This window comes from Terrabacter ginsenosidimutans, assembly GCF_039539425.1.
In the GTDB taxonomy this organism is placed as follows: Bacteria; Actinomycetota; Actinomycetes; order Actinomycetales; family Dermatophilaceae; genus Terrabacter; species Terrabacter ginsenosidimutans.
Genome location: NZ_BAABDC010000001.1, coordinates 1,143,026 through 1,163,424, shown reverse-complemented (window position 1 = coordinate 1,163,424; position 20,399 = coordinate 1,143,026). Strand labels below are relative to the sequence as shown.

General features: G+C 71.8%; 19 protein-coding genes. 9 read left to right on the top strand and 10 right to left on the bottom strand.

Going from position 1 to position 20,399, the window contains the following annotated elements; translation table 11 throughout:
• The first annotated feature begins 102 nt into the window (after window positions 1-102).
• From ABD831_RS05390 to ABD831_RS05380, 3 genes are all read left to right on the top strand, one after another.
• A complete protein-coding gene (locus ABD831_RS05390; protein ID WP_425582779.1) occupies window positions 103-1,059 on the top strand; it encodes a ParA family protein in 957 nt (318 codons plus the stop codon).
• 351 nt (window positions 1,060-1,410) lie between these two features.
• The gene (locus ABD831_RS05385; RefSeq protein WP_344942625.1) at window positions 1,411-2,541 is read left to right on the top strand and encodes a ParB/RepB/Spo0J family partition protein; all 1,131 of its coding nucleotides are present in this window, start codon (window positions 1,411-1,413) and stop codon (window positions 2,539-2,541) included.
• A 15-nt stretch (window positions 2,542-2,556) separates the two neighbouring features.
• Window positions 2,557-3,417: an Fpg/Nei family DNA glycosylase gene (locus ABD831_RS05380; protein WP_344942622.1), complete on the top strand. Its 861-nt coding sequence runs from the start codon at window positions 2,557-2,559 to the stop codon at window positions 3,415-3,417.
• 34 nt (window positions 3,418-3,451) lie between these two features.
• Here the strand turns inward: ABD831_RS05380 and ABD831_RS05375 are convergent, their stop codons facing one another.
• Window positions 3,452-3,853, bottom strand: coding sequence for a PNPOx family protein (locus ABD831_RS05375; protein ID WP_344942620.1), 402 nt, complete (start codon window positions 3,851-3,853; stop codon window positions 3,452-3,454).
• A gap of 86 nt (window positions 3,854-3,939) precedes the next feature.
• Between ABD831_RS05375 and ABD831_RS05370 the strand changes: the two genes are divergently transcribed.
• Both ABD831_RS05370 and ABD831_RS05365 read left to right on the top strand, forming a co-directional pair.
• Window positions 3,940-4,833 carry a metallophosphoesterase family protein gene (locus ABD831_RS05370; protein WP_344942617.1) on the top strand — a complete coding sequence of 298 codons (894 nt, stop codon included), beginning with the start codon at window positions 3,940-3,942 and terminating at the stop codon, window positions 4,831-4,833.
• Between the two features lie 114 nt (window positions 4,834-4,947).
• The gene (locus ABD831_RS05365; protein WP_344942614.1) at window positions 4,948-5,754 is read left to right on the top strand and encodes an alpha/beta fold hydrolase; all 807 of its coding nucleotides are present in this window, start codon (window positions 4,948-4,950) and stop codon (window positions 5,752-5,754) included.
• A 66-nt stretch (window positions 5,755-5,820) separates the two neighbouring features.
• Here the strand turns inward: ABD831_RS05365 and ABD831_RS05360 are convergent, their stop codons facing one another.
• Window positions 5,821-6,843, bottom strand: a complete 1,023-nt coding sequence (locus ABD831_RS05360) for a glutathione S-transferase family protein (protein WP_344942611.1) — start codon at window positions 6,841-6,843, stop codon at window positions 5,821-5,823.
• A gap of 161 nt (window positions 6,844-7,004) precedes the next feature.
• On the opposite strand from ABD831_RS05360, the gene ABD831_RS05355 reads away from it, so the two are divergent.
• Window positions 7,005-7,661 carry a GNAT family N-acetyltransferase gene (locus tag ABD831_RS05355; protein WP_344942608.1) on the top strand — a complete coding sequence of 219 codons (657 nt, stop codon included), beginning with the start codon at window positions 7,005-7,007 and terminating at the stop codon, window positions 7,659-7,661.
• A gap of 48 nt (window positions 7,662-7,709) precedes the next feature.
• Here the strand turns inward: ABD831_RS05355 and ABD831_RS05350 are convergent, their stop codons facing one another.
• The 8 genes from ABD831_RS05350 to ABD831_RS05315 all read right to left on the bottom strand — a co-directional run bounded on the left by ABD831_RS05350 (window position 7,710) and on the right by ABD831_RS05315 (window position 17,248).
• Entirely contained in the window at window positions 7,710-8,927 is a 1,218-nt protein-coding gene (locus tag ABD831_RS05350) for an N-acetylmuramoyl-L-alanine amidase (RefSeq protein ID WP_344942605.1), read from the bottom strand.
• 151 nt (window positions 8,928-9,078) lie between these two features.
• Complete coding sequence (gene trxA / locus ABD831_RS05345) at window positions 9,079-9,402, bottom strand: thioredoxin (RefSeq protein WP_344942603.1); 324 nt, start codon at window positions 9,400-9,402, stop codon at window positions 9,079-9,081.
• Between the two features lie 81 nt (window positions 9,403-9,483).
• Complete coding sequence (gene trxB / locus ABD831_RS05340) at window positions 9,484-10,527, bottom strand: thioredoxin-disulfide reductase (protein WP_344942600.1); 1,044 nt, start codon at window positions 10,525-10,527, stop codon at window positions 9,484-9,486.
• Between the two features lie 160 nt (window positions 10,528-10,687).
• Complete coding sequence (locus ABD831_RS05335) at window positions 10,688-11,557, bottom strand: hypothetical protein (protein ID WP_344942597.1); 870 nt, start codon at window positions 11,555-11,557, stop codon at window positions 10,688-10,690.
• A 251-nt stretch (window positions 11,558-11,808) separates the two neighbouring features.
• Window positions 11,809-12,381: an RNA polymerase sigma factor SigM gene (gene sigM, locus ABD831_RS05330; protein ID WP_344942594.1), complete on the bottom strand. Its 573-nt coding sequence runs from the start codon at window positions 12,379-12,381 to the stop codon at window positions 11,809-11,811.
• Between the two features lie 2 nt (window positions 12,382-12,383).
• Window positions 12,384-14,348, bottom strand: a complete 1,965-nt coding sequence (locus ABD831_RS05325) for a protein kinase family protein (protein WP_344942591.1) — start codon at window positions 14,346-14,348, stop codon at window positions 12,384-12,386.
• A 54-nt stretch (window positions 14,349-14,402) separates the two neighbouring features.
• The gene (locus tag ABD831_RS05320) at window positions 14,403-16,721 is read right to left on the bottom strand and encodes a DUF6049 family protein (RefSeq protein ID WP_344942588.1); all 2,319 of its coding nucleotides are present in this window, start codon (window positions 16,719-16,721) and stop codon (window positions 14,403-14,405) included.
• Between the two features lie 41 nt (window positions 16,722-16,762).
• A complete protein-coding gene (locus tag ABD831_RS05315) occupies window positions 16,763-17,248 on the bottom strand; it encodes an NUDIX domain-containing protein (protein ID WP_142175429.1) in 486 nt (161 codons plus the stop codon).
• Window positions 17,249-17,367: 119 nt separating this feature from the next.
• Between ABD831_RS05315 and ABD831_RS05310 the strand changes: the two genes are divergently transcribed.
• From ABD831_RS05310 to ABD831_RS05300, 3 genes are all read left to right on the top strand, one after another.
• Complete coding sequence (locus ABD831_RS05310; RefSeq protein ID WP_344942584.1) at window positions 17,368-18,867, top strand: CCA tRNA nucleotidyltransferase; 1,500 nt, start codon at window positions 17,368-17,370, stop codon at window positions 18,865-18,867.
• 232 nt (window positions 18,868-19,099) lie between these two features.
• On the top strand, window positions 19,100-19,588 hold the full coding sequence (locus tag ABD831_RS05305) for a hypothetical protein (RefSeq protein ID WP_344942581.1): 489 nt from the start codon (window positions 19,100-19,102) through the stop codon (window positions 19,586-19,588).
• Complete coding sequence (locus ABD831_RS05300) at window positions 19,585-20,397, top strand: PP2C family protein-serine/threonine phosphatase (RefSeq protein ID WP_344942578.1); 813 nt, start codon at window positions 19,585-19,587, stop codon at window positions 20,395-20,397. The genes ABD831_RS05305 and ABD831_RS05300 overlap by 4 nt, the downstream gene beginning before the upstream one ends.
• Window positions 20,398-20,399 lie beyond the last annotated feature (2 nt).

Here is a 20,399-nt window from a genome sequence, read left to right as displayed (position 1 = left end):
CCCGCTGTCGCTGCAGTGCCTGTGGACAACGCGGTGGACGACGGTGCAGAACACCGCCCGACTGAGCAGGAATCAGCCCTTTCACGGCCTGGGGACAACCTTGTGGATGACGACGAAGCGCTGAGCCGGCTGAAGGCGGACCACGCCGATCGTGAGGCTCTGGCAGCAGCCCTTCCCACCCCTGGCACCGACACCCCGTTGGCGAGGGAGCTGGCCGACAACGCCAGGCGTCGCATCCAGCTGACAGGGCGCCAGTTCCCGAAGCCGGTCTCGCAGCGGGTGCTCACCGTCGCCAACCAGAAGGGCGGCGTCGGCAAGACGACCACCACGGTGAACGTGGCCGCGGCGCTGGCCCAGTCCGGGCTGACCATCCTCGTCATCGACCTGGACCCCCAGGGCAACGCCAGCACGGCCTTGGGCATCGACCACCATGCCGAGGTGCCGTCGATCTATGACGTCCTCGTCGACGGCACGCCCCTGCTCGACGTCGTACAGCCGTGCACCACCATCGAGAAGCTGTTCTGCGCTCCCGCCACCATCGACCTCGCCGGTGCGGAGATCGAGCTCGTGTCGCTCGTGGCGCGCGAGTCGCGCCTGCAGAAGGCGATCGCGGCAGCGGCGGAGACCGGGCACGAGTTCGACTACATCCTCATCGACTGCCCCCCGAGCCTGGGTCTGCTCACCGTCAACGCCATGGTCGCTGCGAGCGAGGTCTTCATTCCGATCCAGTGCGAGTACTACGCCCTCGAGGGTCTGTCGCAGCTGCTCAAGAACATCGACCTCGTCAAGCGGCACCTCAACCCCACGCTTCACGTTTCGACGATCCTGCTCACGATGTACGACGGTCGCACCCGACTCTCCGCTCAGGTCGCAGACGAGGTGCGAGAGCACTTCCCGGAAGAGGTGCTCCGGACGACGGTGCCTCGGTCCGTCCGTGTCTCGGAGGCGCCGAGCTTCGGCGAGACCGTCATGACGTACGACCCCGCGAGCAGTGGCGCTCTCGCCTATCTCGAGGCGGCGGGGGAGATCGCAGACCGCGGCGCCGCGGGACGCACCTGACCTCACAGATTCGTCAAGGCTCGCGAAGACCATGAACAGGGTCGTCACCGGTGGTGGCGGCCCTGTTTCACGTGAAACCCCGGTGGTTCCACGTTCCACGTGAAACACACGAGCACGTGGATAGAAGGCGGCGCCTCGTCCGCGAGGCGTTCCACGTGAAACACGAGTGGTGGGGCGACCAATTGCGGCTCTCTCGTGTCGCGTTCCACGTGAAACACGAGTCGTGACACGGAGTTCCGCCGACCAGTGACACCGCCGGACACGGGCCGGCGGTACGAGAGGTGGGTGCCGCGTGCACCTAGACTGACGCAGGGCGCGATGGACGCGTCACGGACGTTGAAGGGTTGTCGGATGGCGGAGAAGCGACGCGCACTGGGTCGAGGCCTCGGAGCGCTGATCCCGAGCGCACCCAGCGGGGGTGCCGGTCGACCCGTCGACGTCTTCTTCACCGAGCAGAAGCGGCCCGAGGCCCCCTCGCCCGAGGCCAAGGACGGCGACACCGGCTCGGCGGCCGACGTAGACAGTTCGGTGCCCACCCAGGCCGCCACGGACGAAGCGGGCGTGCCAGTCGCCGCAGGTGCGGCAAGCGAGACACCGGAGACCGCCGCGCCGGCAGAGCCTCGCGCCGGGAGTGGTCTCGCGGTCGTGCCGGGTGCTGAGTTCGCCGAGCTCGACATCGACTCCATTCGTCCGAACCCCAAGCAGCCTCGCACGGTCTTCGACGAGGACGACATGGCCGAGCTCGTCCACTCGATCCGCGAGATCGGTGTGCTGCAGCCCATCGTCGTCCGTCGCATCCCGGCCGACCAGCTCGCGGAGGCGGACGGTCGCACGTTCGAGCTCATCATGGGTGAGCGTCGCTGGCGCGCGTCCCAGGCTGCTGAGCTCGGGGTCATCCCGGCGATCATCAAGGAGACGAGCGACGACGACCTGCTGCGCGATGCCCTCCTGGAGAACCTCCACCGCAGCCAGCTCAACCCGCTGGAGGAGGCCGCGGCCTACCAGCAGCTCCTCGACGACTTCGGCTGCTCGCACGACCAGCTCGCCACTCGAATCGGTCGCTCCCGGCCGCAGATCTCCAACACGCTGCGCCTGCTCAAGCTGCCCCCGCTGGTGCAGCGCCGCCTGGCCGCGGGAGTCCTGAGCGCCGGACACGCACGGGCACTCCTCGGCATGGCGGACGGTGCTGCCATGGAGCGGATGGCCCAGCGGATCGTCGCCGAGGGACTGTCGGTGCGCAACGTCGAGGAGCTCGTGGCGCTGGGGGAGGGCAACGACGCTCCCCGGGCACGGCGCCCCCGCGCGGGTGGCCGTCACCCGCAGCTCGACGACTTCACCTCGGGTCTGTCGGACCACCTGGAGACGCGTGTGGCCATCGCCCTGGGTCAGCGCAAGGGCAAGATCACCGTCGAGTTCGCGTCGGTCGAGGACCTGCGGCGCATTCTCGGCCTGATGGGCGTGCCGGCTCCGACCCGGGACTGACGAGCGAGCACGACGATGCCCGAGGGGCACACGATCCACGCGTTGGCAGACCGCCTCGAGCGGGCGTTCCGTGGGCACACGGTCACCGCGACCAGCCCGCAAGGGCGTTTCGCTGCGGATGCGGAGCGACTGGACGGGCGGGTGCTCGAGAGCGCACAGGCGTGGGGGAAGCATCTCTTCGTCGACATCGGTGACGCCACCCTGCACGTTCACCTCGGCCTGATCGGCATGTTTCCCGTGAAACATCTCGTCGACGGCGTGCTGCCTCCGGCCGTGGGAGCCGTTCGGCTGCGCCTCGTCGGCCCCGAGCACGTCGCTGATCTGCGGGGACCGATGATCTGCACCCTCGTCGACGCCGCCCGCAGACGTGAGATCGTCTCCACGCTGGGTCCGGATCCGCTGCGGCGGCGACAACGACCCGACGCCGGCTGGGAACGGGTCCACCGGAGCAGGCGCACGGTGGCGGAGCTGCTCATGGACCAGTCCGTGGTGGCCGGCGTCGGCAACGTCTATCGCTGTGAGGTGCTGCACCGCCTCGCCGTCGACCCCCTCACCCGCGGCGTCGACCTGTCCGAGCAGGTCTGGCAGGAGATCTGGGACGACCTCGTGCTCCTGATGCCGCTCGGACGCACCTTCTCCCAGATCATCACCATGCCGGACCAGGTCGAGGATGCCGTGCGTGCGACGCGGTCGGGACGTGCACGCGTCATCGCCCGCCGACTCACCGGCGAACGGCTCGGCGACACGTTCGAGCGGCGCTTCCTCGTCTACAAGCGGACCGGTCAACCTTGTCCCAGGTGCTTGAACACGTTGCAGGAGAAGGAGATCGCCGGTCGACGGCTCTACTGGTGCCCCAACTGCCAGGTGAGGCGCTGATCCGAGCCTGCGCCCCGGTCCGTCAGCGTCAGACTCACCAGCCGCTGAACGGCTGGCGGGAAAGCACCGGGATCTCGACGTAGTCGTGACAGCCCAGGAGGGGAAGCAGGGCGCGCGGCGGCTGCGGCATGCGCGCGCGGCCGTCGGCCTCAGTCAGGGATGCCGGCGCGCCGAGGACCAGGAGCTCGTCGCGCAGGTGCATCCGGCCGCCGGCGGCGGCCCGCAGGTTGGCGAGCCAGTCGACGCGTGGCCCGTACGTCAGGGCCACCGTCACGACCTCACCGCCGTCGAACGCCATGATCGGGACCCTGAACGTGCGCCCGGACCTGCGGCCGACGTGTTCGAGCTCGACGAACCATCCGTGGCCGGCCAGGTGGACCAGCGCCTTGTTGACGTACTTCTTGTTCAGCTGCGCAACCGCTTCGGGAAGGGGCATGGGACCTCCGGGTCCAGCGTCGCACCCGAGGACCCGGTCGGCATCTCGAGCCCCGGAGCCCGGGCTGTCCCGCCTAGGCTGGCGCCATGACCCTCAGCGGATCACGGCCGGCGCCGAGCCACGTCATCGCCCACCTGTCCGACCCCCACCTCATCGCAGGAGGAGGCCTGCTGGCCGGCCGCATCGACACGGAGGCACAGCTGCGCAAGGCCCTCGCTCGGGTGGAGGGCTCGGGGGAGCGGATCGACGCCCTCGTCATCTCGGGCGACCTCGCGGACAGCGGCGATCCCGCCGCCTACGCCCTGCTGAAGGAGATCGTCGAGCCGGTCGTCGAACGGCTGGGCTGCGCGCTCGTGCTCACAGGTGGCAACCACGACGAGCGCCTGCCGATGGCCCGGACCCTCTACGGGGCAGACACGGATGCCCCGCAGGACACCGTCACGGATGTCGGTGGGCTGCGCCTCATCGCCATGGACTCCGCGGTGCCCGGCTACCACCACGGCGGGTTCTCGGATGACCAATACGCTTGGCTCGCAACGGAACTCGCGCAGCCTTCCGAGCGCGGGACGATTCTCGTCATCCACCACGCCCCCATCACCTACCGGTCTCCGGTGATGCAGCTGCTCGACTTCGACGCCGTCGACCGGCTGCGCGACGTGCTGGACGGCAGCGACGTCCGCGCCGTTCTCAGCGGCCACCTCCACGTCACGAGCTTCGGCACGATCGGTGCCGTCCCGGTCTTCGTCGCCGGTGGGGTCAGCTACGTCGACGACCTCGGCGCCCCACGGGAGCTGCTCATGGGAGTCGACGGTCCCCAGTCGTGGAACCTCATCGAGGTCCACGCGGACCAGGTCGTCGGCAGCGTCGTGCCCCTGGAACAGCACGAGACCTGGCCTGCGCTCTCGGATGCCGTCATGGAGTTCATGGCGACGGTCCCCGACGAGGAGCAGCGCGAGGTCTTCTCACGCAAACGCCAGTGAGGCGCCGATGACGACGACAGACCTTTCGAGATTCGAACTGTCGAGGTGCGTCCTCGCCGTTCGACGCAGGAATGAGGACCCGAGAGGCGGGTCGCACACACCAGGGAGTCAGAGATGAGCCAGATCGAGAAGGCCACGTCGGCGGATGGCACGACGATCGCCTACGAGGCCTATGGCACAGGACCAGTCGCGGTGGTGGTCGGGGGAGCCTTCTGCGACCGCGGCGCCTTCCGCGACCTCGCGCAGGCGCTGGGGGAGCAGGGCCTGACCGGCGTGACGTACGACCGCCGGGGGCGCGGGGACAGCGGCGACACCCAGCCCTACGCCGTCTCGCGAGAGGTCGAGGACCTCACGGCGATCATCAGCGCAGCAGGCGAAAAGGACTCTCCCGCTTACGTTTTCGGCATCTCGTCCGGGGGTGCGCTCGTGGTCGAGGCGATCGCCGCCGGTGCCCCCGTCACCAAGGGCTCGGCCCTGGAGGTCCCGTACCGGACCGCGGCGTGGCCGCCGGCGCCCGATGACTACATCGGTACCCTCGAGCGCTTCGAGGAGGCAGGGGACCGGGAGGGCATCCTGCGCTACTTCAACAACGTGGTCGTCGGCATGCCGGACGAGATGGTCGAGGGCATGAGGGGGACCCCGAGCTGGGAGCCGATGCTCGCGATGACCTACACCGTCAAGTACGACGGTCTCTGCCTCGGTGGCGATGACCAGGGCCTGCCCACCGAGACCCTGAGCCGCGTCACCGTGCCGTTCCTGACGGTCTGCAGTAGCGGGACCGCGATGCCGTGGCTGCACGACTCGGCCGCAGTCCTCGCCGAGGCGCTGCCGGACGGGCGTGCCACCGAGCTCGACGGTGAGTTCCACCAGGTGCCGGCACACGTGCTCGCGCCGGCCCTTGCCGACTTCTACCGTTCCTGACTCAGCCGTCCGCGTCGGGTTCCCTTGCGCCACAAGGGAACCCGGCGGCATACGTGATCTCGCGCGTCAGGCGTCCAGGAGGGCGAGCACCGGGTTGTGATCGGGCGGGACGACCTCACGCGGCGGTCCCGGAGGAGTGCCGTCACCGAACGGTGAGCCGCCGAGCGACTCGCGCCCGTGCGGTGTCGCCCAGTTCTCGAGGGCGGGCCCGAGCGGCACGACGCCCGTGGGGTTCACGTCCGTGTGCACGACGTAGTAGTGCCGCTTGATGTGGGTGAAGTCGACCGTGTCGCCGAAGCCGGGCGTCTGGAAGAGGTCACGCGCATAGCCCCACAGCGCCGGCATCTCGATGAGCTTGCTGCGGTTGCACTTGAAGTGACCGTGGTAGACGGGGTCGAAACGCACCAGCGTCGTGAAGAGGCGCACGTCGGCCTCGGTGATGTGGTCGCCGACGAGGTAGCGGCGGGTCGACAGGCGCTCCTCGAGCAGGTCGAGGTTCTCCCAGAGCCGGCGGTACGCCTTGTCGTAGGCGTCCTGGGTGCCCGCGAAGCCGCAGCGGTAGACACCGTTGTTGACGTAACGGTAGATCGGCTCGCTGACCGCCTCGATCTCGTCGGCGAGGGCCGCCGGGTAGAGGTCGGGTGCACCCTCACGGTGGAACTCACGCCACTGCGTCTCGAGGTCGACGGTGATCTGCTTGAAGTCGTTGGTGACGACGGCACCGGTGGGCACGTCGACGATCGCGGGAACCGTTATGCCACGGGGGTATTCGGGATCGCGCCTGAAGTAGGCATCCTGGATGCGGGGGATCTGCAGCACCGGGTCGAGCCCGCCCGGGTCGAGGTCGAACGTCCAGCTGCGCTTGTCGTGCGTGGGACCGCAGATGCCCATCGACAGGGCGTCCTCGAGGCCCAGCAGCCGGCGCACGATGATGGCGCGGTTGGCCCACGGGCAGGCCCGCGCGACGACGAGCCGGTAACGGCCGGACTCCACAGGGAAGCCGTCGCGGCCGTCAGCGGTGATGCGGGTGGTGATGTAGTTCGTGTCGCGCTTGAAGCTCTTCTCGACGTACGTTCCCGGCTCGCTCATGCGCCCACCCTAATTCGGTATGCCGTGTTGCCACGGGGCGCCCTCGCGCCGAGTCCGATCGCGCGGTCCAGGCCGCGTCCGGCACCGCCGGCGACCGGGGTCATGGTGTTCCGGGCGGGCGTCAGGTCAGAATGGGGGCATGAGGGTTGCGAGCAGGCACGATGCGTGAGCTGCGCCCCCTGACGCCGGACCGGGTGGCGGACCTGGTGGGCGCGTGCTCGCCGTGCACGTTCTGGCAGACGGTGCCGCGCAACGGCCACGCGGACCCCCGTGAGCCCGTCGCGCAGCTCGCGGACTGGGTCGAGACGGTGTCGGCGGACTGGGGTCCCCCGGGACACGTCGCCTACGTGGACGGCGTGCCCGCCGGCCACGTCCTCCTCGCGCCGGCGCGGCACGTGCCACGGCTCGCAGCGTTCCCGACGTCCCCGTCCGACCCCTCGACGTTGATGCTCGTCACGGCGGTGACCGATCCTGCGCACGCCGACCGCGGACTGCGCAAGGCGTTGGTGCAGGCTGCGGCCAAGGACGCCCTGCACCACCGGGTGCGCTCGCTCGAGGCGGTGGCAGCGCGCCCCCTGGCCGTGTCTCGGCACTCCTGCGTGCTCGACGTGGCCTTCCTCGAGAAGGTCGGCTTCAGGGTGGAACGGGACCACCCGGCATACCCGCGGCTCCGGATCGACCTGCGGACCGTGGTGACGCTGCGCGACGAGGCCGCGGCGGCCCTGGCGCGCGCCCTGACCTGGGTGCCGGGGGCGCGGCCCGTGCCCGAGACGCACCCCAACGGTCACAGCCACGCCCACGTCGCCGATCGCGAGTGACCGAGCCCGACCCACACGGCGTCGGCCTTCGGTGGGTCGGGCGCGGGCTCAGCCCACCGTGCGGTCGGCGGACACGTGCTGGGCTCGCATCGTCTCCAGGTGACGACGGAGGTCGTCGAGCCGGAGCACGCCGGTGCGTGAGGTGTCGGCCTCGCCGAGGTAGACCCGCTGGAGCGCGACGACGACGGCCTCGGCGACGTGGTCGAGGACCTGCGCGTTCGCGAGGGACGCGGCGTCCCCCTCGTGGCTGAGGTAGCCGAAGTCGAGTCGCACCGCCGGCATGCGCGTGCGACGCAGCAGCGGCCAGGTGCGTGCATGCGACCGGCAGTCGGTCAGCCGGGTGCGGGCGACGACCTCACGCAGCAGCAGGTCGGCGAAGCTCTCCCCGATGACCGACCAGTCGCCGTGCGCGGGGCTGTCGGGGTGACCGTAGAAGTAGGTCGAGGCGCCGTGGGCCGAGCCGGACTCGGAGTGGTCGGTGTGCAGCGAGAGCACGAGGTCGGCCTCGAGCGAGTTGGCGAATGCCGCACGCTCCTCGTCGGTGCCACCGTCGGTGCCCTCGGTGCGGGTGAAGACGACGCTGACCCCGTGGGCGGACAGGCGTCCCTCGATGCGACGCGCCAGGTCGAGGGCGAGCCGTGCCTCGACGAGCCCTCGGTGGCCGTGGGCCCCCGAGTCGCCACCGCCGTGGCCCGGATCGAGGACGATGGTGCGGCCGCTCAGGTTGTAGCCGCTCCGACGGATCTGCTCGCGCTCACGCAGCGCGTTGGCCGAGCCGCCGCTGACGGAGCGCCGCAGGCCGGCGAAGGCACGCATCGTCTCGGGCCCGACCGTGCCGTCCGGCACGAGCCCGACCGCGGCCTGGAAGGCCCGCACGGCCGAGTCGGTGCTCGGCCCGTGGAGACCGTCGACCTTGCCGGGCGTGAAGCCGAGCTCGGCGAGGCGGCCCTGCAGGGCCACGACGTCGTCACCCTCGACGAAGTGCTCGGGGACGTAGCGCAGCACGCGGTCGCCGAGGGCCCAGCGGGCACCGTCGAGGACGGCATACGTGGAGCGTCCGACGACGCCGTCGACGATGAGGCCGCGACGCTGCTGGAAGGACTTGACGGCCTGCTCGACCCGCTCGTCGTAGACGGGATCGCCGAAGCGGTCGCTGTGTCCGGAGCCACCGGGCAGGTCGCCGGACAGCACGAGGCGCTCACACACGGCGGCCACGGCGGGGCCGGAGTCGCCGCGCCGGAGCACGACTGACTGCTGGGGGGTCATCTCGGCTCCTTCCTCGGAGAGCTCCGTACGGGTCGCGGTGGGCTGTGCGTCTGTCGGGAGTGGTCGGGCGCCGTGAGCAGCGTAGTACGCCGAAGGGGTGGCACCGTGACGGTGGACCACCCCAACGTGCGCAACGACCAGACGGCGCTGGTCAGCTGATGTACTCCTCGAGCTCACGGAGCAGCTTGGGCTTCGGGTGCGCGCCGACGATGGTCTTGACGACCTCGCCCTTGACGTAGACGTTGAGCGTCGGGATGGAGACCACGCCGTAGCGGGCGGCCGTGTCGACGTTGGCGTCGGTGTCGAGCTTGACGACCTCGATCTTGTCGCCGTACTGCTCGTTGATCTCCTCGAGGATCGGGGCGACCTTGCGGCACGGGCCGCACCACGTCGCCCAGAAGTCGACGAGCACGGGCTTGTCGCTCATGAGGACGTCGTCGGCGAAGGTGGCGTCGGTCGTGTTCTTCAGTGCCATGGAGGCTCCTTGTCTAGTGCGGCGGAAGTGCGGCGGGTGCGGCGGGATCTGGCTGGGTGCGGCGGAGGGTCTGGCTCGAGGCTAGGCGTCGGCGCCGACGGTGGCGCGCGGGTCGGGGATCTCGCCCGAGTCGGTCTCGTCGATGACGGCGGCCTCGGCAGCGGCCTCGGCGGGGGACGAGGTGTCCTCGAGCGCGGCGAGGTAGTGCTCGGCGTCGAGGGCCGCGGCGCAGCCGGAGCCGGCGGCCGTGATGGCCTGACGGTAGGTGTGGTCGACGAGGTCGCCAGAGGCGAAGACGCCGGGCACGTTGGTGCGGGTCGAGCGGCCGTCGACGAGGACGTAGCCGGCGTCGTCGGTGTCGACGACTCCGGTGATGAGCTCGTTGCGCGGGTCGTGGCCGATGGCGACGAACAGGCCGGTGATCGCGAGCTCGCGCGTCTCGCCCGTCACGGTGTCGCGCAGCGTCACCCCGGACAGCTTCCCTTCGCCGTGGATCTCGGCGACCTCGGAGTTCCAGGCGAAGCGGATCTTGTCGTTGCCGTGGGCGCGGTCGGCCATGATCTTGCTGGCCCGGAGGGCGTCGCGACGGTGGATGATCGTCACGCTCCGGGCGAACTTCGTCAGGAAGGTGGCCTCCTCGATGGCGGAGTCACCGCCGCCGACGACGGCGATGTCCTGGTCGCGGAAGAAGAACCCGTCACAGGTCGCGCACCACGACACACCGTGGCCCGACAGCTCCTTCTCGCGGGGCAGGCCGAGCTCGCGGTAGGCCGAGCCCATCGCGAGGATGACGGAGCGGGCGCGGTGGACGGTGCCCTCACCGTCGGTGACGGTCTTGACCTCGCCGGTCAGGTCGACGGCCGTGACGTCGTCGGTGACGAGCTCGGCGCCGAAGCGCTCGGCCTGGGCGCGCATGCCGTCCATGAGGTCGGGGCCCATGATGCCGTCCTTGAAGCCGGGGAAGTTCTCGACCTCGGTGGTGTTCATCAGGGCACCACCGGCGGTGACGGCGCCCTCGAAGACGAGCGGGGCGAGGTTCGCGCGCGCGGCGTAGACGGCCGCGGTGTAGCCGGCCGGGCCGGAGCCGATGATGATGACGTTGCGGACGGTGTCCGGACGGGACATGGGGGCTGCTCCTTGTGACGCTTCTCGTGTCGCGGCCGCGCGTCCCTCTCGAGCACCGGCAGGTGCCGGAGCTGCGCGAACCGCGAGCCGCATAGGCCTCAACCGATCCTAGGTGGTCGTTGTTCCCACGCCCGGGAGCGCACGGCCGGCCCCAGCGGCGCTACGGGACGGGCGTGGCGGCCTTGAGCAGCCCGGGGGCACCGGTGGTGCAGCTGCGTTCGACCGCCCAGGCGGTGCTCGCGCCGGAGCGGGTCACGACGACGACGACCGCAGGGCGCCCGTCGAAGGTCGCCAGGTCGGCCGACACCGCCTCGGGGGCGGGGTTGGCCCCGTCGATGGCCCCGATCTCCTCGAGGCACGCCTCGAGGCCGATGGGGGTCGCGATGGGACCGATGCCCGGAGACTCGGCAGCGAGGTCGCGGATGGGCTGGCCCGGGTGGTCGAGCAGGGCCCGCGCCTGCGCGGCGAGAGAGCCGGCGGAGTAGGCCGTCGTGCTGAGCTGGATGTGCAGACCGGTCGGGGTGGGCGACGGCGACGGCGACGCTGCGCCCGAGCCGTACGTGTCGCCGACGGCAGCCGCGCCGTTCGGCCGCTTGGTGACGTGCAGGGCCGAGGCCCCCACGGCGACGACGACAGCCGCCGCGGCGACCGCTGCGACGATGTAGATCGGCTTGGGTCGTTCGGCGCGCGACGGCATCATCAGGACCGCACCGCCGCCCGTGCCTGCCGTGCCTTCCGCGCCTTCCGTACCAGCGGTGCCGCCGTCCGCACCGGAACGGGCCGTGGAGAGCGGGCCGGGGTCGACGCGCAGCCGGGCGACGTCGCGCAGGGCCCGGTCGATGCGCTCGGCGACGGCGTCAGGCATCGGTCCGGGGTCGGGCGCGTCGGCGAGCAGCGCCCGCACCCGGGCCTCGACGTCAGCGTCGAGGTGGGGCTCGGGAGCGTCGTCCTCGATCTCGTGGGAGGGGTCGGGCCGGCCGGGGACGTCGAGGGGTCGGTCGTGCTCAGGGCGGTTCGCGGACTCGTCCACCGATGTGGTCCTTCGGGCAGAGTGCAGTGGTCGTACGGGCAGGGCAGGGGTATGCCGGTCGCCGAGGATTCGACGGCCCCCTGTGGCCGTCGGGTTCCACCGGATTCAACCATTGTTCGGTGGGAGTCCCGTGCGGCCCGTCCGGCCGCGCAGAGGCCGCCGGTGCCGTCCACGTACCCACCGCGGTCCGGATGGCCGTGGCTCCGCTCGCGCGGATCGTCGGGGCCGCGTCGGGGAGCGTGGAGGGTTGGTCAGCCCCGTTCGACGGGGCGGACCCCGGGCGTCAGGCCGAGATGCTCGGCCAGGGCTGCACGACCGCGCGCGCAGCGGGACTTGATGGTGCCCTCGGCGACGCCCAGGATCACGGCCGCCTCGGCGACGGGCACCGCGTGCATGTCGACGAGGACGAGCGCCGCACGCTGGCCCTCCGGGAGCCTGGCGAGGGCCTCACGGATGTCGAGGCGCACCTCGGTCGAGGCGTGGTGGTCGTGCCGGTCGGCGAGCTCGTACTCGGGCAGCTCAGCAGTCGGCTTGCGTCGGCGCAGCCGGTCGAGGCACGCGTTGACGACGATGCGGTGCAGCCAGGTCGTGACGGCGGCCTCGCCGCGGAAGGAGTCGGCCCGGCGGAACGCGGCGATGAAGCCGTCCTGGACGCAGTCGGCAGCCAGCTCCGGGTCGCGGACGGTGCGCAGCGCCACGGCCCACATCCGGTCCTTGTGGCGTCGGAAGAGCTCGGCGAAGGCATGGTCGTCACCGTCGACGTGCAGTGCCAGCAGCTCCCGGTCGCTGAGATCGGCGACCGGAGCGGCATCCCCCGGGCTCACGGTCAGCGCACCGTCACTTCGCTGATCTGCGCGCGGTTGTGGTTCGCGGCCTCGGCAGGCGCTGCCTTGGTGACGAAGACGATGATCTTGCTGGCCGGCTTGAGCTGGCCCTTGGCCTTGATGACGACGGTGCCGTCGGCACCCTTCTTGGAACCGATCTCCTGGGCGCCGGCGAGCGAGTCGGTCGAGCCGGAGTCGGTGGCGTAGACGGTGACGTCCTGCTTGGCGCCGAGGACGAGCTCGACCTCCTTGACGGCCGTGGGGGCACTGAGGTCGAGCAGGACCCCCACGCCGTCCTTCTTGCCGTTGAAGGTCGCGCTGCCGTACCAGCGCGAGCGCCACTCGGTGCCCGGATCGCCGTCGAAGGTGAGCTTGACGTTCTGGTCGGCCTCGGTGCCGTCCTCAGGGTCGAAGCCCGTGCCGCCGACGACCGTCACAGGTGCGGCGGGAGGTGCCTGGGTCGTCGTGGCCGAGGGCGCCTGAGTGGACGTGCTGGGGGCGGGGCTCGAGCTGGGGGTGCGGGTCTTCGTCACCACGACGGGCGCGGCCGTGCCGTCGTGCTTGCCGATCTTCATGACGTTGCTGATCCCGATGATCAGCGCGACGATGACGAGCGCGCCCACGATGGCCAGGGCGATCCGCGACTGGGTGCCACTGGGGGCCTCCGGGGCGTCGCGCCCGAAGACCGGCACGGGCGGCTCGAGCCGCGTCGCAGGAGCCTCGTCGAGGGCGTCGACGAGGCCGATGTCCTCGCCGTCGAAGTCGTCGTACTGGTCGTCCTGGGAGGCGCGGCGCTCGGCGGCACGTGCGGCTGCCTTGTCGGCTGCAGCCCGGGCGAACGAGCCGACCCGGTCGCCGATGGCACCGGCCACCCCGGCGGCGGCGGCTCCTGCCGCGGCGATGCCGCCCTGGAGGCGCTCGCCCGCCGGCTGGGCGGTGGTCGTCGCGGTGGTCTGCCGGCCGGATCCCTCGTCGGGAAGGCGGTCGAAGAAGACGGTGTCGGTCTGGCTCGAGTCGCCGCCGTGGTCACCGGAGGCAGCGCCTGCTCCTGCAGCGCCCATGCCGGCCCCGACGCCGGCACCGACCGAGGGCATGACCCGGGTCGGCTCGAGGGACTCGCGGTCGTCACGGCCCCGCAACCGCATGCCGGTCGCTCCGTCGGAGGTCGCCATCTCGGAGGGCCACGGCGCGATCTGCAGTGCGAGGTCGCCGGGCGAGACCGGGCCGCGGCGGCCGCTGCCGAGGGTCATCCGGCAGATGAGGTCGAGGTCGTTCGGCACCCCCACGGCGATCTCCGAGGGCGCGGCCACTCCGCCGACGATGGTCGGCGCGGCCTCCAGCCCGACGGGAGCGCCGGCAGGGATCAGCCCGTTGTCGACGGCCACCATCGGCCAGCGACCGGTGAGGGCGGCATACGCGATCTTGACGAGGCCGACGGCGTCGGCGCGGGACGCGCGCTCGTCGGAGAGCCGGTCGGCGTCGGTGAGGGCGGCCTCGGTGGCCAGGCCCCGGACCTTGACGGCGCCGTCGGGCATGCGCAGGACGGCGCTGGGCGTCAGGGCGAGGTGGTGCAGCCCGCGGTGGGTCGCCTTGTCGAGGGCCGTGGCGGCCTCTCCGGTGAGGCGACGCACCTCGTCGGCGGCCAGGCCACCTCCCTGCAGCAGGTGCGAGAGGGGCACGGCGCCGGTGAGCGGCTCCTCGACGATGAAGCCGACACCCTGGTCGGTGCCGACGTCGAGCACCCGCACCAGGCGCGGGTCCTCGATGCCCGCGGCCCGTCGCGCCGCGTCGAGCGCGGCGGCCGCGACCGAGGCCGCGGCGGGGAAGCAGACGAGGACGACCTCACGCTCGAGGGTGTGGTCGTTGGCGCGCCACCGCTCGTGGTGTGCGCCCTCGGAGGTACGAAGCGTGACGGCATAACGGCCGCCGAGGACCGATCCTGGTCCGACTCCCTGCACGTGCGTCACCCTCCCCTCGTCCGGTGCTGCCTGGATGCGTGGCTCGCCCCCATCCTAGGCGGGTCAGTCGCGATCCCGGTCGTCCGCACCGCCGAGAGACTCGTGTGCCGCAGTGACCGCCTCGATGTCGGCGATCTCGTCGACGCGCGAGGTGCCCTTGACGACGGCGCGCACGACTCCGGCCAGCAGGACGAGGCCCACGAGGACCCCGCCGACCCAGTAGATCGTGCTGTCGAGCGGGTTGGCCGCCACCGGGATCGAGGCGGGCGAGCCGATCTGGGTGCCGTCGGCGGTGGTCAGGAAGGCGCGGATCTCGGCGCGGCCGGCGGCCACGGCAGCCACCTCGACGGGCACGTTCGTGCGGGACGACGGACCGATCGTCAGGGGGGCCGGCTGCTCGACGATCCGGATGCGCGGGTTGTCGGGCACGAGTCGCAGCCGGATGTCCTGCACCGTGTAGTCGAGACCGTTCTCGACGGTGATCCGCAGCGTGCCGGTCTCGGCGAGCAGGTTGATGGTGCTCGTGCGGGGGACCACGCGGATCGCACTCGTCGCCGCACGGATGTCTCTCGCGACGGAGGTGGACAGGGTGACCCACGAACCGGGCTGGTAGCGCCACCGGGTACTCGCCAGCTCGTCGAGGACCTCGCGGTACGTGCGCTCGAACTCGGCGCCGTCGCGCAGCACCGACGAGACGCTGAGGAGCGTGTCGCGCTGCTCGGCCATCTGGGCCAGGCGGCGCGCGGTGAGAACCGGACGCGGCGCCGCCGAGGCGACCGCTGTCGTCGGCCGGGTCTGGGGGACGGCCTTGTCGGCACCGTTGTCGGAGAGCAGTGACGCCGCGTCCACCGTGTCGAGCCAGGGGGCGCTCGACGTGGCGGAGAGGAAGGTCGCGAGGGCAGCCGGGTCGGGGTCGTAGGTGCGCGGCGCCGCCACGAGGACGGAGCGGGGCGTGCCGGCCCGCTCACCGAGCAGCACGAGCGTCTCGGCGAGGTAGCGCTGCACCGACAGCACGGGGCTGGGGTCGGTGCGTTTGGGCAGGAGGGCCGACAGGCGGGGGTCGTACGCGAGCAGCCGGGTCCCGCCGCTCCCGACCCGGCGTGCGGTGGGGGTGTATGCCGTCGCCTTCGTCACCGCCGGAGCGCTGACGACGATGCCGGCGGGCTTCTTCACGGCGGTGCCGGACAGGAGCCGCTTGATGCCCTGCTCGCGCCCGTTCGGCATGAGGCCGTCCACCGGCCAGACGATGTCGGACCGGGCCGGCTGCCCGAGGCGCTTGGTCAGGGCGGTCGCGCGGCTGACGAGGTCACGCACGAGGGAGTTCGCGGGGTCGATGCCGACGGTCGCGGCGATGTCGGCGTCGGCGTGGGGCAGCGCCCACACGGCGCGACCCCGGAGCTGGGTCACGAGGTCGTCGGCGAGGCGCGCGATCTCGACGCTGGCCTGGGACGGCTGGGCGCCCGAGGTCGTCGGGGTGGGCGTCGGGGAAGTCGTGGGCGGCGTCGTCGGGGTGGTCGCGCCGGGTGTCGTCGCCGGAGCGTTCGGGGTCGTGCCGCTGGGCGAGGGCGTCGGGGTGACCCCGCCGGATCCGGCGTCGGCGCCCGCATCAGGACCCAGCACGGCCGGGTCGACGGCGAGGTCGACCTCCGATCCGCGGGTGCCCTCCACGATGCGGGCCACCCGTGACTGGGGTCCGATCGCCCGTTGCCAGGCCGACTGACGCGAGACGTCGTCGCGAGAGAAGAGGTCGACGTCGGGGTCGAGCGTCACGGGCATCACCGTGGCCACGGTGAGCGGGACGTACTCCTTGCGACCGTTCCAGGCGACGAAGGTCCGCGTCTCGCCGGTGGGCTCGGTCGCGCCCTCCTGGACGACCTGGACCGAGATCGGCACCGCCGCGAACGCCTCGTCCGACCGCAGCCCCTCCCACGGCACGGTGGCCGTGAAGGCCCGGCTCTGCCCCGCCGCCACGGTCGGCAGCGCGGTGGTGCCGACGGTGCGGCCGGCGGTCTGCGTGCGTCCGGAGGCCCAGCTGTCGAGGGCGGTGCGCTGGTCGACCTTGACGGCCCCGCGCACGACCCGCAGCTCCGGGCTCGACAGCGGACCCGTCAGGGGCGCCGTGACCGTGCCGGTGACCGTGACGTCCTTGCCGGGGCCCACCACCGAAGGCGTGAGCGTGCTGAGGACGATGATGGCGACGTCCTTGGCAGGGGTGACAGCCGGCCCGTGCGCGAGTGCGCCGGAGGACGCGACGGCCGTGACGGCATACGTCGTCGGAGCGACCGGCGCGGGGACGGCGCTCGCCAGCACGGCACCGACCGTGAGCCCCACGGCTGCCATCGCCGACCCGGCGGTCGTCAGTCGGCGCACGAGGCGGGTCACGCGACGCCCGCTCGTGTCCGGACGCCGCGACCCTCTGCGGATCACGCCGTCCCCGCCAGCCGGTTCCACGCCGCCTGCGCGATGCGGCGTTCGTTGGGGAAGGTCAGCCGGCGGTGCACCTCGTCGAGGCGCATCCAGGCCACGTCGATGGCCTCGTGGTCCGGGTCGTTCTCGATGGAGAGCTCACCACCCGTGGCCTCGAGGAGGTAGTGGTGCACGAACTTGTGGACCCGCTTGTTCGACGTGGCGAACCAGTAGTCGATGGTGCCGAGCTCGATGAGCACCCGACCCACGATGCCGGTCTCCTCGGCCACCTCACGGGCTGCGGTCTCGACGAGCGTCTCGCCCGGCTCGACATGGCCCTTCGGCAGGCACCACTCGATGCGGCCGGCGCGGTTGCGGCGAGCGATGACGGCGATGAGGGCCGTCCCCTCGCGCACGTCCACGACGATGCCCCCGGCGGACCGTTCCTCCACGGCGGGCAGACGCCTCCCCGGCACGGGGCTGGGGACGGGCAGGGCGCTCACATCGCCACCATAACGGGCGCGCCCATGGGCCCTGCTGTCGTCGCGAGGAGGCGACACGGGCGCTCCGCACGCCCACGCACCCGTCGGGGCGGCGTCGGGGCGCTCACTAGGCTGGGCGCGTGCCTGACCGACCCGACACGCCCAGCCCCGACGGCCAGCAGCCCGCCGACGCCGGACTGCCGCTCCTGCGCGCCGCCGTCGCACGCCTCGCCCCCGTGCTGCCGATGCTGACCGAGCTCGGCGAGCGGTTCGCGGCATCGGGTCACGAGCTGGCGCTCGTCGGTGGACCCGTCCGCGACGCCTTCCTCGGGCGGGTCTCGCCGGACCTCGACCTCACCTCCGACGCGCGCCCCGACGACATCCTCGCGGTGGTCCGCGGCTGGGCCGACGCGCACTGGGACATCGGCCGCGAGTTCGGCACCATCGGCCTGCGCAAGGGCGAGCACGTCATCGAGATCACGACCTACCGGGCCGACACCTACGACCGGACGTCGCGCAAGCCCGAGGTGATGTTCGGCGACAGCCTCGACGGCGACCTCGTGCGCCGGGACTTCACGGTCAACGCCATGGCGATCCGCCTGCCCAGCCTCGAGTTCGTCGACGTGCACGGCGGCCTGCCCGACCTGGTGCAGCAGCGCCTCACGACGCCGGCCGCTCCCGAGGAGTCCTTCGCCGACGACCCTCTGCGGATGATGCGGGCGGCCCGCTTCGCCTCGCAGCTCGGCTTCGACGTGGCGCCCGAGGTGCGCGCCGCCATGACCGAGCGCGCCGGCACGCTCTCGATCATCTCCGCCGAGCGGGTGCGTGACGAGTTCACCAAGCTGCTCCTGTCACCTCGTCCCCGGCTCGGGCTGGCCCTGCTCGTCGACACCGGGCTCGCCGACGTCTTCCTCCCCGAGCTGCCGGCGCTGCGTCTCGAGCTGGACGAGCACCATCGGCACAAGGACGTCTACGACCACTCGCTCATCGTCCTCGAGCAGGCCATGGACCTCGAGGGTCCCGCCGACGGGCCGCCCGAGTCCGTGCCGGGCCCCGACCTCGTGCTGCGCCTCGCGGCCCTGCTCCACGACATCGGCAAGCCCGCGACCCGCCGCTTCGAGGACGGCGGTGGCGTCTCGTTCCACCACCACGAGCTCGTCGGCGCCAAGCTGACGAGCAAGCGGATGAAGGCGATGCGCTTCGACAAGGACACGACGAAGCAGGTCGCACGCCTCGTCGAGCTGCACCTGCGCTTCCACGGCTACGGCGACGGGCAGTGGACCGACTCGGCCGTGCGGCGCTACGTCAACGACGCCGGGCCGCTGCTGACCCGGCTGCACCGGCTCACCCGCTCCGACTGCACGACGCGCAACGCCCGCAAGGCGCAGCGGCTCTCACGGGCCTACGACGACCTCGAGCGGCGCATCGAGCGCCTCGCCGCGGAGGAGGAGCTCGCCAGCGTGCGGCCCGAGCTCAACGGCAACGAGATCGCCGAGGCCCTCGCCATCCGACCCGGGCCGGTGCTGGGGGAGGCCTACGACTTCCTCCTGTCGGTCCGGCTCGACGACGGGCCCATCGGCAAGGACGCCGCACGCGAGAAGCTGCTGGCCTGGTGGGCCGGGCGCGGCCCGGCGGACTGACCCCTCGTCCGTGTGACGGGGACTGGGACGGGGGGAGTGGGACAGGGGGACAGCGTGGGGAGTTCTCCCCATCGCGAGGCCGCTGCCGGCGTCGTAGTCTCGGCAGCACCTCGTTCCCGTGCCGCCACCGCTTCGAGACGGTGCCTCGGCCGATCTGACACGGCACCCCGTGAATGATTGACTGACCGCGCCGTCCCCGACGCCTGCGGGAACGACCGAAAGGAACGAGCCCATGAGCACCCTCGCCTATCCGAGCGCCGACTTCCCGGGCCAGCCATCGGTTGTCCTGGAGGTTCCGGACGGATGGGAGCCCGCGCACGCGCCGGGCACGACGATGGCTGCCCGGCTGCCGCGCGAGGGGGCGTTCGCGCCGAACGTCGTCGTCACCATCGAGCCGTGCGGGCCCGAGTTCGAGGTCAGGGAGTCGCTCGAGCAGATCGCCTCGCTCGCCACCTCGCGGGGCGGCACGGTCTCCGAGCCGTATGCCGCCGACCTCGGTGGCGCCCCGTTCGTCGGGTGTGACGCGACGTGGCCCGACGCCGACGTCGAGACCGTGCTGCAGGCCAACCTCTTCCACCTCGTCCGCTCGGGAGCCCCCGACGCCGGGGCCCACCTCGTCCAGCTGACGGGTGCCGTCGGCGGGGCCGACGCGCTGTCCGACTACGAGCTCATCCGTCAGGTCCTGACCACGGTTCGCGTCACGCCCTGGGCCGAGGCATGAGCAGCGCGCTGCCGTCGATCGCGGCAGGGCTCGCGACCGACGTGGGCCGCGTCCGCCAGCACAACGAGGACGCCGCCCTCACGGCCGGCAACGTCTACGTCGTCGCCGACGGCATGGGTGGTCACGCCGCCGGTGAGGTCGCGAGCCGCATCGCCGCCGAGACGGTGGTCGAGCTCGCCGGACGTCCGGTCATCCAGGTGCGCGACATCCTCGCCCAGGTCGAGGAGGCCAACCGGCGCATCCTCGCCTCGGCCGCACGCCATCCCGAGCAGACCGGGATGGGCACGACCGTCGCGGGTCTGGCCCTCGTCTCCGTCGGAGGCTCGCGGCACTGGGCCGTGTTCAACATCGGCGACTCGCGGGTCTACCGCTGCCTCGACGGACGGCTCTCCCAGGTCACCGTCGACCACTCGGAGGTGTGGGAGCTCGTCGAGCGCGGCCTCATCACCCCGGAGCAGGCGCAGCGGCACCCGGGGCGCAACGTCGTCACCCGCTCGCTCGGCCGCGACCCGATGGGCGTCGTCGACACGTGGGTGTTCCCGCCCTACCCGGGCGAGGTCTTCGTCATCTGCTCCGACGGCCTGTCCAACGAGCTGACCCGCGAGGAGATGGAGGCGGTTCTCGCCGACCATCCCGACGCCGAGGCGGCCGCCGCCGAGCTCGTGCGCCGCGGTGTCGCAGCCGGTGGTCGCGACAACGTCACTGCTATCGTCGTCGCGGTGCAGGGGCAGGACGCCGACTCAGATGTCGACGAGGACACCACCCCGCGCGAGAACGTGAACGGCTCATCAGGGGAGAGCAGGTCGTAGAC